At 42.0% G+C, this 17,591-nt stretch carries 17 protein-coding genes; 13 read left to right on the top strand and 4 right to left on the bottom strand.

What is annotated here, in order from left to right:
* Window positions 1-27: 27 nt before the first annotated feature.
* A complete protein-coding gene (locus tag IFO66_RS03290) occupies window positions 28-1,659 on the bottom strand; it encodes a glycosyl hydrolase family 18 protein (RefSeq protein WP_192023777.1) in 1,632 nt (543 codons plus the stop codon).
* A 405-nt stretch (window positions 1,660-2,064) separates the two neighbouring features.
* Here IFO66_RS03290 and IFO66_RS03285 point away from each other — a divergent pair, with 405 nt between their 5' ends.
* The 9 genes from IFO66_RS03285 to IFO66_RS03245 all read left to right on the top strand — a co-directional run bounded on the left by IFO66_RS03285 (window position 2,065) and on the right by IFO66_RS03245 (window position 13,241).
* Window positions 2,065-4,101 (top strand): alpha-helical endospore appendage domain-containing protein, encoded by a 2,037-nt coding sequence (locus IFO66_RS03285; protein WP_192023776.1) that lies wholly within the window; start codon window positions 2,065-2,067, stop codon window positions 4,099-4,101.
* Between the two features lie 100 nt (window positions 4,102-4,201).
* Window positions 4,202-5,860: a DUF11 domain-containing protein gene (locus tag IFO66_RS03280; RefSeq protein WP_192023775.1), complete on the top strand. Its 1,659-nt coding sequence runs from the start codon at window positions 4,202-4,204 to the stop codon at window positions 5,858-5,860.
* Window positions 5,861-5,922: 62 nt separating this feature from the next.
* Window positions 5,923-6,654: a DUF11 domain-containing protein gene (locus tag IFO66_RS03275; protein WP_192023774.1), complete on the top strand. Its 732-nt coding sequence runs from the start codon at window positions 5,923-5,925 to the stop codon at window positions 6,652-6,654.
* A gap of 121 nt (window positions 6,655-6,775) precedes the next feature.
* Window positions 6,776-7,426 carry a DUF11 domain-containing protein gene (locus IFO66_RS03270; protein WP_192023773.1) on the top strand — a complete coding sequence of 217 codons (651 nt, stop codon included), beginning with the start codon at window positions 6,776-6,778 and terminating at the stop codon, window positions 7,424-7,426.
* A 39-nt stretch (window positions 7,427-7,465) separates the two neighbouring features.
* A complete protein-coding gene (locus IFO66_RS03265; protein ID WP_192023772.1) occupies window positions 7,466-9,943 on the top strand; it encodes an RICIN domain-containing protein in 2,478 nt (825 codons plus the stop codon).
* A gap of 263 nt (window positions 9,944-10,206) precedes the next feature.
* Window positions 10,207-10,722 (top strand): DUF6886 family protein, encoded by a 516-nt coding sequence (locus IFO66_RS03260; RefSeq protein WP_192023771.1) that lies wholly within the window; start codon window positions 10,207-10,209, stop codon window positions 10,720-10,722.
* A gap of 65 nt (window positions 10,723-10,787) precedes the next feature.
* Complete coding sequence (locus IFO66_RS03255; protein WP_192023770.1) at window positions 10,788-11,297, top strand: GNAT family N-acetyltransferase; 510 nt, start codon at window positions 10,788-10,790, stop codon at window positions 11,295-11,297.
* 131 nt (window positions 11,298-11,428) lie between these two features.
* Complete coding sequence (locus IFO66_RS03250; RefSeq protein ID WP_192023769.1) at window positions 11,429-11,992, top strand: sigma-70 family RNA polymerase sigma factor; 564 nt, start codon at window positions 11,429-11,431, stop codon at window positions 11,990-11,992.
* A complete protein-coding gene (locus IFO66_RS03245; protein WP_337912560.1) occupies window positions 11,955-13,241 on the top strand; it encodes a DUF4179 domain-containing protein in 1,287 nt (428 codons plus the stop codon). The genes IFO66_RS03250 and IFO66_RS03245 overlap by 38 nt, the downstream gene beginning before the upstream one ends.
* 350 nt (window positions 13,242-13,591) lie before the next feature.
* Here the strand turns inward: IFO66_RS03245 and IFO66_RS03240 are convergent, their stop codons facing one another.
* Window positions 13,592-14,134, bottom strand: a complete 543-nt coding sequence (locus IFO66_RS03240) for a GNAT family N-acetyltransferase (protein ID WP_192023768.1) — start codon at window positions 14,132-14,134, stop codon at window positions 13,592-13,594.
* Window positions 14,135-14,249: 115 nt separating this feature from the next.
* Here IFO66_RS03240 and IFO66_RS03235 point away from each other — a divergent pair, with 115 nt between their 5' ends.
* A complete protein-coding gene (locus tag IFO66_RS03235; protein ID WP_192023767.1) occupies window positions 14,250-14,633 on the top strand; it encodes a DUF6508 domain-containing protein in 384 nt (127 codons plus the stop codon).
* On the opposite strand, the gene IFO66_RS03230 is transcribed toward IFO66_RS03235, so the two are convergent.
* Window positions 14,622-15,269, bottom strand: a complete 648-nt coding sequence (locus IFO66_RS03230) for a GNAT family N-acetyltransferase (protein WP_192023766.1) — start codon at window positions 15,267-15,269, stop codon at window positions 14,622-14,624. The two genes, IFO66_RS03235 and IFO66_RS03230, sit on opposite strands and share 12 nt — an antisense overlap.
* A complete protein-coding gene (locus tag IFO66_RS03225) occupies window positions 15,266-15,838 on the bottom strand; it encodes a hypothetical protein (RefSeq protein WP_192023765.1) in 573 nt (190 codons plus the stop codon). The genes IFO66_RS03230 and IFO66_RS03225 overlap by 4 nt, the downstream gene beginning before the upstream one ends.
* A gap of 152 nt (window positions 15,839-15,990) precedes the next feature.
* Between IFO66_RS03225 and IFO66_RS03220 the strand changes: the two genes are divergently transcribed.
* The 3 genes from IFO66_RS03220 to IFO66_RS03210 all read left to right on the top strand — a co-directional run bounded on the left by IFO66_RS03220 (window position 15,991) and on the right by IFO66_RS03210 (window position 17,583).
* Window positions 15,991-16,602, top strand: coding sequence for a TetR/AcrR family transcriptional regulator (locus IFO66_RS03220; protein ID WP_192023764.1), 612 nt, complete (start codon window positions 15,991-15,993; stop codon window positions 16,600-16,602).
* Between the two features lie 233 nt (window positions 16,603-16,835).
* Window positions 16,836-17,042: a hypothetical protein gene (locus tag IFO66_RS03215; protein WP_192023763.1), complete on the top strand. Its 207-nt coding sequence runs from the start codon at window positions 16,836-16,838 to the stop codon at window positions 17,040-17,042.
* Window positions 17,043-17,082: 40 nt separating this feature from the next.
* Window positions 17,083-17,583, top strand: a complete 501-nt coding sequence (locus IFO66_RS03210; protein WP_192023762.1) for a hypothetical protein — start codon at window positions 17,083-17,085, stop codon at window positions 17,581-17,583.
* The last annotated feature ends 8 nt before the right edge of the window (window positions 17,584-17,591 follow it).

Genomic DNA, 17,591 nt, shown 5'->3' with positions numbered 1-17,591 from the left:
TGGCATGGGTCTTCACGAATCTGCTCATTATGGTTGAGTCGTATGCTGTTTAATGATTTCATAATCAGCTGCTGTATAGTTACCCATATGCCATAAGGAAACACCTTGCAAGTCGTAAAACTTCGCCAGCCATATTTTATGTTCAATGCTTTGCGCATCTTCATACCAAATTTCGTGGCTGCCGCGGTCATCTTTGAACGTAATTTTGCTCAAAAAGTACGGCGTTACGAATTCCACTTTACTCCCAGGTTTAGCCGCCCGCTCCTCAACTAGCTTGATCGATGGTTGTTCCGAAACAACCGTTCCATCTGTACGTGTAATCCATTGATTCGCTTGCTTCGAAATGCCCAATACAAGCTTTTTCTTAGGTATCACTTTTAATGCCGATTGAATCGTTTCATTTACTAATGGGAGTGGAGCAGATGGAAGCTTACTCTCCATATGTGTATAATCGTAAGCCATAAGGATGACTTGATCGGCAATCGCACCAATGGACTTGAGATCGTACCCTTTATACCAGTTTGTTGGTGGAACCGCTACGGAAAGCGTAAGTCCGTTCAAGCTCTGCTTCAATTCTCGCAAAAAGGATACAAAAGCAGCCTGTTCGGATTCTTTCTTAATCCCTTCGAAATCAACAGAAATACCCGTGAATCCATATGGATTGTTAGCGAATTCCGATTGGACAGATTGAATAAAGGCTTGCTGTGCAGGCGCATCCATAAGGAACTTGCTTAATTGCCCCTTGCCGTTATGAGCGAAAATACTAAGCTCTTTGTGCACCTTATTTTGGTCAGCAATCTGTATCGCAGCTTCCCAGCCATTTGGTACCGCATACTCACCAGACTTCATATCCAATGTAGCCATACCGTCAGCTGTATAGGAAAGCTCAGACCAGCCAAATTTAATGTCTTTCAAATGGCTCATTTGATTCGCTTGCTTGAATGATTCAATCGCATAATAGCCGATGCCTGATAGAGGTTGTTCTTTAATACGCTCATTAATAACGCGTTCAATAATGGAAGCAGCTTCTTTTCTCGTTAGCGATGCATGTGGTCGGAAGGCGCCTGTTTTATCGCCAACCATAATGCCTAGAGAGGAGCTATAATATAGCTCAGGCAAATAGCTCGGGTTAATCTTGCTAGCATCCGCAAGCTTGCGGATGCTCTGTTCGTTCTTCCAGCCAGAATCTTCCCATGCTTTACGCTCTGCGTCTGTCTTTTTTTGCAGCAGCAGGTTGCCTGTAAGTACAGCTACTTCCTCTCTCGTAATTTCTCGCTTGGGCTTGAATTGATTATCTTTAATCATGAACTGAATAAGACCCTGATCATAAGCCTTCTTCACATAATCATAGGACCAGTGAGTAGCATTTTGCATGTCTGTCAGTTTCATCGATGTATTCGTTTTAGACTCGATTTGTTGCGGGTTAGCTGCCATGAGCATTTTTATAAATGCCTCTCTTGTTAGAACGCCATTCCCTTGAAAGGTACCATTGCCCATTCCTGAGACAACGCCTGTGACAGACAATTTATAAATACTCTCTGATGCCCAATCCTTCTTCACATCGGAGTATGGTTTCAATTGAGCATTATACGCGAATGCACTGCCTGTACCTGCAAATAGCATCATAGCAGCAGAAAGGGTTGCTATTTTCTTGATCATACTTATTCCTCCTAGTAAATTCATCCATCTATTATACTAAATATGAGTATATTTATATATGAGTGTATTCAATTTATTCTCTATGTAAAGCTCAGTTTCAGATCGTAATGGAATGAGGTGCCGGCCAAAGTATAGCTATTTTTATTACATTTTCAAATACTAATTTCACATAAGTGGATGCTGAAAATAACATGAATATTACGTCGGCGTAGGGAATATCCTACGTTCTTTTTTGTATTCGTTTTCAAAAATATTGTGCACGGTAACCCTTATTTTGCCAAAATTATCAGGTTATCTTTTTCAGATCGAGCTAATATGCTTTACAGTCCATCTCACAGAAACGAGTTAAGATGGACACAATTTTAAGTAAATAATCATTTACTTGGGAAAGAAAGGACGAAGAGAATGCCAATACTGCGCCGTTATACGACGACTATCAATGGAGCGATAACGTTTACGGGAAACACCTTAGGATTTGGGGCGATTAATCCTAGTTACAACGACATTGGAGCGTTCATTACGCTGGATCCCGCTTTGCAAGAGGCAGGATACCCACCGGGTAGTACAAGGGATTGGAAATTAAATGCTTCTCAAGCTCGTTTAAGAGTTCCATCAGCTAGTGAAGTGCTTTATGCCGAGTTGATTTGGGGAGGAACTGCCAAATTTAATACTTCAGATGTTACGGCAGATTTGGATACACCCATTACTTTCGTTAACCCCAATGGTTCAGCTCAAACGATTTCGCCTGACTCCGCCACAGCCCAAACGGTTGTGCATGAAAAACATACGTTTTACATTCGCTCGGCTGATGTAACCTCAATCGTCAAATCAAGCGGTGCAGGGCTTTATACCGTTAATGGAGTACCGGCAACTATACTCCGCCCAAGCAAAAGTAATGCAGCAGGCTGGACCCTTGCTGTTGTATATAAAAATGATGCATTACCTCCGCGTAATATGAATGTATACGTAGGTACGGCTAATGTGGAACGAGGAAATGTAGTAGACCAGACAATAGATGGTTTTGGCACGCCTGATTCTAAACCGTTTCAAGCACGAGCCTTATTGTCTGCGATTGAAGGAGACAGCTTCATTACAAAGGATCAGTTTTTGTTTGGCCCTTCTCCGAGTAATGTACAACCGATATCAGGTCCGAATAACCTAGTAGATAACTTTTTTGCTTCACAAATCAATGATGATAGCGGGAACTTAGATACAACCGGAACGCAGGGAACGAACAACGTTACTCCAGGTCAAAAGCAATCTTCTCAACGGTATGGCTGGGATATTACGAACGTAGATATTTCAGATGCGATGAATACCTCACAAACGTCAGCGACGGCACGCTTCAAAACCGATATGGATGGTTTCGTCCTCTCCGCTTTAGGCATTCAAATCGATGTAAATAGCCCAGATATTAAGATTGATAAGCAGGTGGATGAAGATGCAGCACTTGTCGGAGATGAGTTAACGTACACGATTCTTGTCGAAAATGGAGGTCTGGCAGAAGCGCAAAATGCGATTTTCAAAGATATTCTGCCAGATGAGCTGCAATTTGTACCGAATAGTGTGACGGTAGACGGACAAGCAAGACCAGGGGAAGATCCGACTGTAGGTATCGATATCGGTTCTGTCAGTATCGAAGGGCCCGTTGAAATTATATTCAAAGTAAAAGTGATTGCTGTTCCACCAAGTGGAAAGGTGAGTAATGTTGGTACGCTTGATTATGAGTATCAAAGCGCAGCAGGACTTCCTCTTTCATCGGGTTCCAGCAGTTCCAATGCCGCAGAAACGATCATTAAGCATGTCCAATTGGATGTCGTAAAAAGCGAAGATCGATCTGTTTATGACAAAGTAGGAGATGTCATTACGTATACGCTTGATATTACGAATAATGGAGATACAGCGGTGGATGCCGTTTCGATTAAAGATGCAGTTCCAGCAGGAACGGCGATTGTACCTGGCAGTCTTACGGTCAACGGTGTACCAGTTTCGGGCGATCTGGCTACAGGGATTCCACTTGGTACTTTGCTTCCTGATCAATCCGCCTGGATTACTTTCCAAGTAGCGGTACAAAGTCCATTGCCAGAACAAGTCGACAACAAGGCAGAAGCGGACTATCGATATCAATTGAAGCCGGGAAGTGACGTGCGTCAAGACACTGCGGCTAGTAACACGATAACAGCTTGGCTGGAGACGAACTGCCATAAAGCGCAAAATCAAATTTTTGAATCCGTGGCACTGCAAGAGCTGGCCCTAGCGAAAGTTTTACAAGCAGAGCGTGTGAAAATACAAAAAGCGATCGAAGCATTTGGAGATGGACGAATTACTGCCGAAGAGCTTGCGTCTATTAATTTGAGTGTTGAAAAAGTTGTACAAAAAGCGGCGCTGCTAGAGAAGGTGTTGAAAGAAAAGCTAGAAGTTGCGAAGAAAGTATGCTGCTAAAGCTTATTTAGATCGGTCTGTTTCGTGAAGAAATGCACAATGTTTCTTGGCTTGGAAGAATACGTGACGTGCGAGATTTTAAGGAAAAGGGAGGAGCAAGATGCCATTTATTCATCGTTTTACCCAAACGACCAATGGTGCCATTACGTTCACTGGCAATACGTTAGGCTATGCAGATGGAAGTACTGATATTGGTGCATTTCTATCTACAGATACCTCGAAGCAAGTATCCGGCTATCCAGCAGGTAGTACATTTAGCTGGCAAGAGAACTCTTCTGCAGCTGAACTTCGTTTTCCTGCAGGGAGTGAAATCTTATATGCTGAGCTAATCTGGGGCGGATCGACAAGAGATGACTCTAGCGATATTGGCGGGTCTATTAATACGTCGATTTGGTTTCGGACTCCAAGTGCAACTGTCACGATCGCTCCTGATGGTTACACAGCTCGTGAGGAGTCGGCAAATGGCCAAGTGTTTTATGTCCGCTCTGCGAATGTGACGGATTATGTGAGAACTGCTGGAGCTGGAAGTTATATTGTAGGTGGTGTTCCTGGATCGATTAGAAACTGTACGTTTTTAGGTTCGACGAATACGGCTGGATGGACACTAGCTGTCGTATATAAGCATCCTGCACTCAAAATTCGCAATATGAACATTTATGTAGGTTCTCAGCTTATTACGATGTTCAACCCACCTGTAGATGAGTTGATCTACAACTTTAAAACGCCAGAAGGCGGCGAAATTAAAGGGCGGGTCATGCTCACGGCGATGGAAGGGAATGCGAATCTGCCGGGCGACCATTTCGAGTTCGGTCCCAACCGCTCCTCTTTGTCGGTCATTTCAGGACCTAACAATCCAGCGGAAAACTTCTTTGCTTCGCAAATTAACGACGATCTGGGCTATTTAGATACAAGTGGAACGGCTGGAGGGCTTAATAAACCTGTCGGCTCAGACGGATTCGGCGTGCGGTCTGGTTGGGACATTACAAATGTAGATGTTACGCACACGCTGTATCATGGACAGACCGAAGCGATAGCGCGTATTGCGACGAGACAGGATACTTACTTAGTAAGCGGATATGGCGTACAAATTGATGCTAATAGTCCAATCGTTAAAATGACTAAATCCTCGGATAAAAAGCAAGCCGTTGTAGGTGAAATCGTCACTTACACATTAGAAGTGAAAAATGACGGATATGTCGATGCGACGAATGTTATTTTTAAGGATTATCTCGATCCTGAGCTTGAATATGTACCAGACAGTTTGCGAGTCCGTGGAGAAGCATTTGACAGTCAAGATATTGAGAATGGGGTAAATATCGGTACGTTGGCGGTCGGTGAGACGATCATCATTACGTATCAGGCGAAGATTACGAAGGAACCAGAAGATAAAGTTGTACACAATCAAGCTTCGATGACATTTGATTTTCAGAGCAGACCAGATCTGCCAATCTCGACAGCGACGAGTATTAGCAACAAGCCTGGTGTCGAGGTGATCGAGCCGCCTACTTGTGAGGACGGAAAAAATCAAATTATTAATACGATTGCCGAAGCTGAGCACAGCATCGCTCGAATCCTGCGGGCAGAAGCGGAAAAGATTGAAGCAGCAGCGCGTGCATTTGGGAATGTAGATATCTCGGTTCAGGATCTTGTTGCTGTTAATGACAGTGTGGCAGATATGCTCGACAGCATCATTGCGTTGGAGTCCGAGCTTAAGGAGAAGCTTGCGGCTGCGAAAGTGGTTTGTAATTTCTGTTCCTAAAACTTAGCGTTGAGCGGTGAAAGGTGAGAAATCTGATTCAAGGATCGGAAGGGTGAGAATCTATGTCGAAAAAGGAAACGACAGCGAGTAATCTTACAAATACGAAGGCGCTTGTCAGTACCCTCGATCGTCCACATATTGAAGTGAATAAATCCGTGAACAAAGAAGAAGCGAAGGTCAAGGATGTACTGACTTTTACCGTGCTCGTGACGAACACAGGGGCAGTGGATGCGCAAAAAGCGATATTGAAAGATGTGCTGCCGAAAGAGTTAAAGTTTGTGCTGGGCAGCGTTTTTGTAGATGGAGTGTCGCAACCGAATGCACATATTAGTAGTGGAGTCCCGCTAGGAACGATAGTGCCTGAACAGTTGGTGGCAGTAACCTTCCAAGCCAAAATTGTTAATATTCCTCCTGATGAGATTGTGAAAAATAAAGCGAAAGTAAACTTTGAGTACGAAAGTGTGCCAGGAGCTCCTGTTACAAAAGGGGAAGCAATAAGCAATGAGACGAGAACGAAGTTGCTCGTTCGACCGCTTACGAACTGCGAGAAAAGTCAGGCGACAGTGGAATTTTCAATTGCAGAGCAGGAGAAAGCTGTTCAAGCGCTATTAGATGTAGAAGCAGAGAAAGGTCGAGCTGCGCATCAGGCTGTGGAAGATGGGAAAATTGCGAGCGAGGAACAGCAGTTGATTGATGATAGCAAAAATAGAACAGTCACAGCTTTAACAGCACTGTCGCAAGTACTAGCCAGCAAACGAACGGCCAATCAGGATTTGTGCAAGGGCTGCAAGTAACACGTAAGTGGATGCAGCATAGGAACTAGTAAGAAATCGATAAGTTGAGCATGCTGGAACGAATGCCATTTGCCCCATGTCTATTTACGTTTTCGCTTCCAGAAAGAAAGGGTGAAAGCAAATGTCGGATACGCCGAATGTAAGTATTTTAAAAGAAGTAGATAAGACGGACGCGGTAGTTGGCGATATTTTAACCTATACCTTTACACTTGCCAATGATAGTACGGTCGAGGTGACAAACTGTAAGTTCAAAGACGTTTTATCTGACGAAGTGAAATTCGTTCCCAATAGCGTGACAATCGATGGCGAATCTCAGCCAGGCGCAGATCCGACCCAGTTTATTACGCTTGACCAACTGTCTATCGAAGGGCCGATTACGATTTCGTTTCAAGTGGAAGTTGTTAAGCCGCATCCAAGCGGTGTAATTAAAAATAAAGCTACTATGGGTTCTCAATATTCCGGTGGCTACGTAGATGCGGTAAGCAATGAAGTGCAGGTAAATGTGCCTGCTGGGCGCTCTGCCTGTGAATGGTCCCGTGACCTGATTATCCATTCGATTGCACAAGAAGAGAAAGAACTTGCGACCGTTCTTTATATCGAAGGAGAGAAGATACAAGCCGCAGTTAACTCCTTTCGGGCTGGCCACATTACCGTCCCCGAATTGCTGATGATTAATCAAAGTGCCAAGACAGCTGTACAGCATATTGCGAATCTTGAAAAAGAATTGAAAAACAAACTCGATAAGGTTAAAGACCTTTGCTGCGGTTGTTAATAGAGATGGAACGAGGTATGGAGAAAGGGTGAGAGATAGATGGCGTTAAATCCGCGATTTTCAACGACGACGAACGGTGCGGTTACCTTTACGGGCAACACGCTTGGCTTAAGCAGTACCAATACGAGCTATACTGATATTGGCGCGTTCATTACGACGGATACAACGAAGCAGGTAACAGGATATCCAGCGGGTACGACCTTGGATTGGAAGGAGAATGCTTCCACCGCACAGCTTCGTTTTCCTATAGGCAGTGAAGTGTTGTATGCGGAGCTGATTTGGGGCGGTTCAACGAAAACGAGCAGAGAAGACGTAACGAGTGAAATCGATCGGGCCATTACCCTTTATACACCGATCGGAACCCATACGATTTCGCCTGATCCAACGACCGCGCAGCAGGTGACGCAGGCGAGCCAAGTTTTCTATGTTCGATCAGCAAATGTGACGAGCTTGATTCAATCAGATGGGGCTGGGAGCTATACGGTCAGTGGCGTACCTGCTACTGTCCAACGCTTTAAGAGCAATAACACAGCTGGTTGGACACTATCTGTTGTGTATAAAGACACAACACTCCCGCTCCGCAATATGAGTGTGTATGTAGGAACAGCGTCGATTGAGCGAGCAGGATCAGTTAATCAAACGATTTCCGGCTTTTCCACGCCAGAGCTTGGCGATGTCAAAGCAAGATTACTCGTTACCGCGATGGAAGGTGACTCTAAAATACCGGGAGATCAGCTGCTCTTTGGTAAAGACACGGGTTCCTTACAGCCTATTTCAGGACCGAACAATCCGGTAGATAACTTCTTTGCTTCGCAAATTAACGATGATGCTGGCAACTTGGACACAAGTGGTACGTTTGGGAATGCTAATGTGGCACCAGGAGGTGCCGGAGCAACGATACGATATAACTGGGATATTACGAACGTGGATGCATCTGCAGCGATGCAAAATGCGCAAACGGAAGCTGTCGTACAGCTTTCTTCTAAGTCTGACGGTTATATCGTAGCGGGATTAGCTGTCCAAATTGATGTTAACAGCCCAGAAATCAAAGTAAGCAAAGAGGTCGATAAAGAAGCAGCAGTTGTAGGAGAAAAACTTACTTACACGTTATTAGTTGAGAACAATGGCATGACAGAAGCAAAAATAACAACACTTACCGACACACTCCCACCTGAATTGAAGTTCGTAGATGGTAGCTTAAAGGTTGATGGTGTGCCCATCCCAGATGGAGATCCGACTAAAGGGGTGGACATTGGCTCTATCTCCGTTGAAGGGCCAACGGAAGTCACCTTTGAAGTTCTCGTTATAAAAGTACCGCCAGACAATAATGCTGTTAACAAGGCGTCAGTCGTATATGATTTCCAGAGCGCTCCTGGCTTGCCTGTCTCGTCCGGTAAGGCAGACAGCAATGAGGCAACGACCGTTATTCGAAAAGTCGAAGTATCTGTGACGAAGCGACAAGACCTGCCTGTATACGTGAAAGCGGGTAATGTGATTACGTATACGATCGAGGTTGCCAATACCGGAGATACGCCGCTGACTGACGTTGTCGTAGAGGATCAAATTCCGAATGGAACGAAGTTCGTTCCAGGCAGCCTGCAGGTCAATGGAAGTCCAATTGTAGGGAACATTGAAAATGGCGTCAATATTGGCACCGTTGCGCCTGGCACGACGGCCAAAGCGACGTTCCAAGTGAAGATAGATGATCCAGTACCTAAGAAAGTCACAAATAAAGCGAAGGTAGACTATAAGTACAGGCTCACGCCAGATGGTCAAGTGTTCCGTAAGGAAGAAACGACAAATGAAGTGACAGCGGTACATGAAGCCAATTGCAGCGAAGCGCAGAAGAAAATGGTAACGGCTGTTGGCGAAGCTGAACTTGCTGCTGCAGGCGTAATTGCAGGAGAGAAGATTCGGATTCAAGATGCGATTCGGGCATTTAATGATGGCCAATGGAGTGCAGTACAATTGCTTCACGCTAATGATCAGTTGAATAAGACATTAAACAAAATCACTATAGATGAGAAACATCAACAAGATACGTTGCAAAAAGCGAAAAAACTGTGCTGCCCAGGTGTAGTGGAAGATGACTTCAGCGGCGTATATATCATTCGAAATAGAGGAAGCCAAAAGGTACTCGATTTATATGGGGCTTCTAAGGAAAATGGTGCGAATGTGCAGCAATATGAAAACAATGGCGGCGCACATCAGAAGTGGAAGCTGGAGAAGCAAGCAGATGGCTCATACACATTTGCTGCGGTTCATAGTGGGAAACTGCTTGAAGTAGCGGGAGCTACAACAGCTGGTGGGGCGAACGTGCAGCAATGGGAAGACACAGCCGGTGCACATCAACGGTGGAACATCGTTAAAAACCCGGATGGTTCATTAAAATTTATAGCGAAGCATAGCGGACTTTTACTTGATCTTGCGAGTAATCAGCAGCAGAACGGCGCCAACATTCAACAATGGCCGGATAATGGTACGCCAGCCCAGCATTGGGAATTAATTAAGGTGTAGGAAGTTTTAGAATAGAAGGTTAATTTAGATCATTGATATAAAAAAAGGCGGTTATCGATCGAATCGAATGAAGAAGAGAGTTGTTGCAACTCTCTTCTTTTTTATTACCAAAAATCAGAGTTAAAGCTATAATAAACAGATCAAATGCACGTGTAGTAAAAGGAGAACAGATAAATTTTAGAATCTACTGGCATGTTTTTGTAACCATCTATTATAGATAGCTGGAAACGGATACACTTTTAAAAATGATTTAGGAGGACTACATGCGGTTATTTCATTTTAGCGAAGAAGATAACATTGAAATATTTAAACCACGAGTAAAAGCAAATCGAACGAATATGCCGCCTGTTGTCTGGGCGATTGATGAAGAACATCAATTTACGTTTTTCTTTCCTAGAAACTGTCCACGAATCGTCTACACCAAGAGCCCACAGGTTCAAGCGCAAGACGAGACAAAGTTTTTCGGCAATACAGCTGCTAACACGATTATTACCGTAGAAACGCAATGGTACTCAAGAATAATAAATACTACTCTGTATAGATATGAATTTCCTACTGAATCATATATCCTTTTTGATGAAACTGCCGGGTATTATATTTCACATGAAACCGTAAAGCCGATAAATAAGATAGCAATAAACAACGGGCTTGAGAGGTTGATGAACATGAACATAGAAGTACGTTTTACACCCAATTTATATCCAGTGAGGGATCAATTGCTGGAGTCTTCAATCGACGATTTTGGCATACATCGGTTTGAGCATGCTGTACAACTGTAAGCAGATTGCTAGCCCTAAATAGGGACGTAAAATAGGAATCTATGCTATACATAGGAGGGATAAACATGAATAATCCCGTTCTTAGTACAGAAAGACTAATCTTAAGAAAGATGACCAAAGACGATGTTGTGGCATTAATGGAAATTTTCTCAGATCCAGAGGCTATGAAATACTATCCTTCAACTAAAAATGAGCAGCAGGCGAGCGAATGGGTAGATTGGACGCTGCGCAATTATGATACATCCGGCACTGGGATGTGGATCGTCGAAGATCGAGCAACGGGTGGTTTTCTCGGACAATGCGGCATTGTTCCTCAAGAACTAGACGGTGTAGTCGAAATGGAGATAGGCTACTTATTTGCTAGGCGTGTATGGGGCAATGGATATGCAACAGAAGCAGCATTGGCTTGCAAGAAATATGGATTTGAGCAGCTTGGATTAAGCAAACTAATCTCTTTCGTTGATATCAATAACACCCCATCTGCCAAGGTAGCTGAACGAATCGGCATGACCGTAGAAAAAACGATTCATAAATGGGAGAAAGAGCTCTTTGTTTACGCAGTGACTTTAAAGTAATACGGGTCCTACTATATAGTTATAAAGGCGGCTCTTAGGGGCCGCTTTATTAATTTATATGCGAATATTTTTTATACAAAATGAACCTTTGTCACCTCTACGGTCTCTTATCTATGAAAAGGGGAGTGAACATGAGAGTAAGCCATCTTGTCAGACAAGCCCAAAAAGGCAACAAGGAAGCTTTACTGCAGCTCATCATGGCCGATAAGGACGTTTATTATCGTCTTGCCTATTCGTACATGGGAAATGAGCATGATGCGTTGGATGCGATGGAGGACATGATCGTTACACTATATGAAAAGATTGATCAATTGCAAAAGTCAGAAGCCTTTTCCAGCTGGAGCAAAACGATTTTGGTTAATCGATGCAAAACCTTGCTCCGTAAGAAGGAGCGGATGATTCCGGTGGGAGATGAAGGCGATTCTTCATTTTCGTCGTTAACGGATGATAATCCTTATCGTGATACAGATTCAGAGATGAATATGGAGGTACTGCTATCGCAATTGAATGCACGGCAGCGGGAAGCAATTGAGCTGCGTTACGTTCATGATCTTCCATATCAAACGATTGCGGATATGACGGGTGCACCGCTTGGAACGATCAAATCAAGAATTTCGCAAGGCATACAAAAGCTGAAAGTCATGATCGGAGGTGAGCATGATGAAGACAATCGAGGAGAAGTTAAAGGAGCATAAACAGACTTTGGAAATGTTGCAAGCTCCCACTGCGCTAGAGAATAGACTTCGAGATGCACTTCATAACGTTCCCGATAAAAAGAAAAACAAAAAGAAAGCCACGTCATGGATCGCATCAGCGGCTGCAGTACTGATATTAGTGATTGGAGTTTATCAGTACCCTGCATTAGCTTATTATGGTGAAAAGTTTTTCAAAACAAACTGGAGCTCGCTCAGCTTCTCTGAAGTAACAGAACAAGGATATGGTCAAAAGGTAGATGAAAGTATAACGCTTAGGGACGGCACTGTAGTTACTATCAATGGTGTGATGGCGGACGATAATGTGTTTCTCATGTACTACACGATGGATCGACCAGTGGGCATTGAGTTCACGGATGAGGATTTTCGTCGATATGGCTTCGATAAATTAAAAGGATTCCTGACAGATTCAAAATCGCAAGGGAACGGTGGCGGTGATGGTAAGAACAAGTCTCAGTTCGTGGGACAGGCTAGATTTGAACCTGTTAGCCCATTTTCTAGAACATTAACGGTTACCTTCTATGAATGGATTAATGACGAGCGAGTGTTTTATCCGATTTCTTTCAAGTTTGAAGCCAATAAAGCGATGAAGAGTATTATCAAACAGGAGCTTGATCAATCCATCGAAGTCGATTATGGAACGATTCACTATGATTCTATTTCTGCCTCACCTACATCAACCCTTATTAAAGGGCGTTATGAATTTGAAGATTACCCGAGAACTTATGGCCAATACAAACTTTACGTGAATGGAATAGAAGTTCAATATAAGGGAAAGTCTGGTAGAATGCCTGAATTTGAGCTTGAATTTGATATGCTACCGACAGACAGAATAAATTCCATTGAGCTTGTGCTTGAAAATTTCTTAGGCTATCAAAAAATAGAAGAGCCCATTTCTCTCGCTTCACCATCAGATCGGTCCATTAAAATAGGCGATGAGAAGTTATGGATTCGCAGTGTAACCAAGACCCGTACAGGCTATGATGTAGTTATAGCTAGAAGAGAATTTACAAAACTGAAATGGGATACTATAACCGTAACAGCTGGTGGTAAAGTGATTCCAGTATCATCGATTTCCGAAAGTCGCCCCTGGGATTTGGGGAATAATAATATTATGAGGGAAAACACGTTTTCCTTTAACACAATGGATAAACCTGAATCCTTGCTGCTGGAGGGTTTCACTTATATTAAAACCTACAATAAGAGAATATCTCTTCCTGTAGAAAAATAATAAATAAGTTTGAGTAACACACTGTAACTGTCGTAGTATATGTGGCAATTACACTAACGAGCGCCACAGAGGTTATTCTCTGTATATTGGGTAGATTCTCAACTGTAACGGTTGTTACAGAGCCTATTTCTTAGAGTGAGCAACATCATTCACCATATTTGATAAAATAAGCTCGCCTACAACCGTTCCATTTCTACATTGGACAATTTCAGTAAAATAGCGTCAATGGCGTTCGTTAGAGTATGCCGTCTCACTCGGAGATTATATTCGAAAATAATCCTACTCCATAACAGAGAGATGAACAACATAAGTAGTGAGCGTCGGCGTGTTATCTACGTATGCTATTCTTCTCAGTTATTCCATTCATCCGCAAGCACGCCATACACAACATGATCTACATAATGGTCATACAACCATTCCGCATGTCGAATGCAGCCTTCTTGTACAAAGTTTAATCGCTCCGGAATGCTTCTGCTTTTGTTATTTCCTATGGCTGCTCTAATTTCAACTTTGTTCAGGTTTAATTCGTTAAACGCATAATCGGTCAATGCTTTAGCTACACGAGTCATAATTCCATTTCCCTGATACTCTGCACCTAGCCAATAACCGATATCTGCAATTTTGTTGGATTCGGTAATACTATTGAATCCAGCAACGCCAACAATCTTGCCTTTATATAAAATAGCTGTAGTAAGGCTTTTATTTTCTGCGAAACCTGTAATACACATTTGAATAAAGGCTTTTGTATCTTCAACACTTGTTGTTGCATCGACCCAAGGAAGCCATTCTCTTAGATAATCTCTTGAACGATCGGCAAGTTCATAGATTGTTGCTGCATCCTTTATCTCCATTAATTTTAGCGATAACTCTTCATCAATTTTATGTATAAACATCGTATCCATCTCCTCATGTTTTTTGTATTTTAACACGTTAAGATCGGGATAGCATTATAATAAACACATATTCTATCGAATCACGGACTTTTATTTTGAGAAGGGGGAATTCTTTATGCATGATGCCGATTTGTCGCAAACAGAGATTAACAGATTACTTATGTATCTTGATTATTTTCAAAATCAAAATACGTTCACGGTTCAAAAAAATGGTTATGAATGTGAGAATGAAACCATAATGGAGTTTCGTAAAGCACTTACGGAAACTAGGTTCTTGATCGTTTTTAACTGGATCGATTGGCTTAATGAACATGAGATATATAAGGATACTAGCAGAGATGTTGTTATTCCTATTAGGAACGCTGATATGGAGACCCTTCGCAAACTTATGACTAGCTACATTAGAGGAGATCGGTTTAACGAAGGGCTATTTATCGACGTAATTAAGAAAGGTGTCGTAGCAGCTATTTTAGAAAGAGTAAAGGAACTACAAGGTTAGGTTCTGCTGATTCGGACGGAACATACCGTAGATGGGTACATGATCGAGGTGTGCTTCATGCATGAGTATGAATCCGAACTTTTCATAAAGAACTATATTGTGAATGTTTTCTGTATCTAGAGCGACGCCATGCGAGATTGGGGATGAATCTACATCATGCAATAGATGCTGCAGCAGTGCTTTGCCGATTCCTTTACCCTGAGCCTCTGGAGCAACTCCTATGATAATCAGATAGTGATGAGCAGTACTAGGGGCCATGGAGCGGGTGATTCGCATATAATCATTGAGCTGTCGAATCTTCCTGATTGGTAAGCGGTAAGCCAAAGAGATGAGTCTTCCAACCAATCGTATAATGCTCATAGGCCGTATTTTATTTGTCTTTGGCTTCTCAATGATATAGGCTCCAAGCAGTTTTCCATTTTCATAATAGCCCCATATTTCTTCATGAAGCCATTCACTTTTATCAAATAGAAATGAAAAGAAATGAGCGGTATGGCGACGAGCTTGCTCATTGAACTCAGAATGGCCGAATATATGCAGAAAAATGGGATCTTGAGCAAACGCGCTGCTCATAAGCGATATGAATGAAGCTTTATCTGACGGGTTCAGCTTGGATATAGGATTAGAAGAACTCATACTTTATCACCAACTTTGTGAAATGGTTTGCCATAATGATCGACGGCGAAGCTGAACAGTACTTTAATCATAAATAATATACAAGTCGTTAACATATAGGGTTGTAGGTTAGGGAGCAATGGCAATAAACCGAGCCCAATAGACAAGAGGATACCAGCAATAAATAATTGAGAGGGTCTTCCGATGAATGAATTAACGATAAACGCACCTATAATCGTGTATGCCCATACAGCAATGGATTGTTCAACATTTACACCGAGTAATAATGCAACAAGCACAATATGAACGTGTATGCCTATGAATACGATACGGTTTTTACTTCTTGTCGCATAAAAATTACTGGTCGAGGCTGTAAAGTTAGCAATGCATCCAGCAAAAATATCGAAGATCAAGAGGCAAGCGAGTATGCTGCGCCACAGGGGTAACGAGTCTATCATCTCAGGAAATCTCCACAATAAAGCCCCTGTTAGCAGTGCCCCAAAGAGCAGTATCGCTAACAGTGAGCCTATATGCTGCTTCTCGCCAAATACATCATGCAAAAACGAAGGAATACGCAGCTGCTTCTTCATTGACTACACTCCTTTTCGTCAAATTATAGAGTAATTATATATGTATACTCTAAAATGATTATAACTGTAACGTGTGTAAATGCAATAGGTTTTATACTCATATCATTGATATACTCTAAAACTTAAGCTACACTTCTTGTGAGGTGGTACAGATGAACGGATATGAACGTCGTAAGCAGAAGAAAATGGACCAGATTTATTCCGCTTCGTTATCGTTATTTTTAAAACATGGTTTTCAAAAAGTGAGTGTACAGGAAATTGCAAAAAAAGCTAAAGTATGTCCTGCTACGATTTACAATTACTTTGGAACGAAAGAAAAGCTCTATGCGGATATGTTAATCGATTGGATGGACAAACGATTGGAGCTGTGTGAGCAGATCCTTGCTTCAGAGATAGCATTTCAGGAGAAAACGAAGCGAATTATGCTGCTGGAAGCGAAAAGCGTCAACGTTTTATTTAATGATGCAGCAGTGATGCCTTTAGGGGCTGAAATGGATGAATGGGGCAATCAATTGCAGCAGTATAGTGAGGAGAAAGTAATTCCGTTCTATATGAGATTTATTGCGCTGGGTAAGAAAGAGGGATTTATAAAACAAGATATATCGGAAGAAACAAGTATGTTTTATTTCAACATGTACAAGAACGTACTGGAAAGGTATGTGAATGCAGCATCCACTCAAGATCATATTGAAGAGAATATCGATCAACTGATCAATCTATTTTTCTTCGGCTTAGTGGGGAGAAGTGAACCTATGAAAGAGTAGTATTGACGTTCTTGGAACGGAAGCGGACATCAATATCTTTTATGAACCCAAGCGCTTGTACATGGTTTGGGTCTTATTTGCATTGCACACTAAGCTGTAGTGATCTATTTACTATATGACTTGTTGTACATGGTTGCATATATAGGTAAAATATAACTAAGTACATACTAGGTGCTAGATAATCATACGACTATAGAGTCTTTATGTTGGAGTGCAATAATGGAGGAGTTCAGATGAGTAAACGTAACAGTTATCGGCTTTTATTTACAATTGCACTGGGAATTATCTGTTTAACAACTGCTGTTCTTACGTGGTATTTTGCATCAGATGATAGACATCATGCGAATTTGACCTTTTACGTATTTACAGCTTTACTATCTGGATTTTTTCTTGTTGGAAATGTCGTAGTCCTGCTGATGAGAAGAAAAAAGAATACTTGAGTACTGTATAAGTGGAGAAATTTTAGAGGATTGAATCGTTATGAAAAAAGCAAAGATTGAAGAATTGAACCAAATCACACGTCTATTTAAGAGAATTGATATAGAGAATGTAGAGACACCTCAAAACTACTTTAACTTTGTAGGAACTTTAGATGTATTTCCGAGATGTTTAACTGAAAAAGAAAGTCTGGATTTGATTAACGAGGATTATAACGCAAAACATATAGATAAGTATATTAGTTTCTTTGAATTATGTATGACAACAATTAGTGAACCCGTTTATGTATACAAACGTCCCCTTTTGGGGGATGGAGATAGTAGGGATGATAGTGAGTTATGCAAAGTAACAACTATTGATGAGATTCACCCGTTCATCATTTCTATTGGCCGCGAACAATGTTTTTATAATTTTTTCTGGAAGGACAGCCGTACGGTCGTCATTGGTAATTTCGATTTGTCTCTTCCCATATACAGCGATGTACAACATATACACACTTTTAAAGCTTGCGCAGCTGATTCGGAATTGTTTATAAGAACATAATTAAGAAA

The organism is Paenibacillus arenosi, assembly GCF_014841135.1.
In the GTDB taxonomy this organism is placed as follows: Bacteria; Bacillota; Bacilli; order Paenibacillales; family Paenibacillaceae; genus Paenibacillus_B; species Paenibacillus_B arenosi.
Note: the sequence above shows the minus strand (reverse complement) of the source record. Positions and strands in the feature narration are given on the sequence as shown.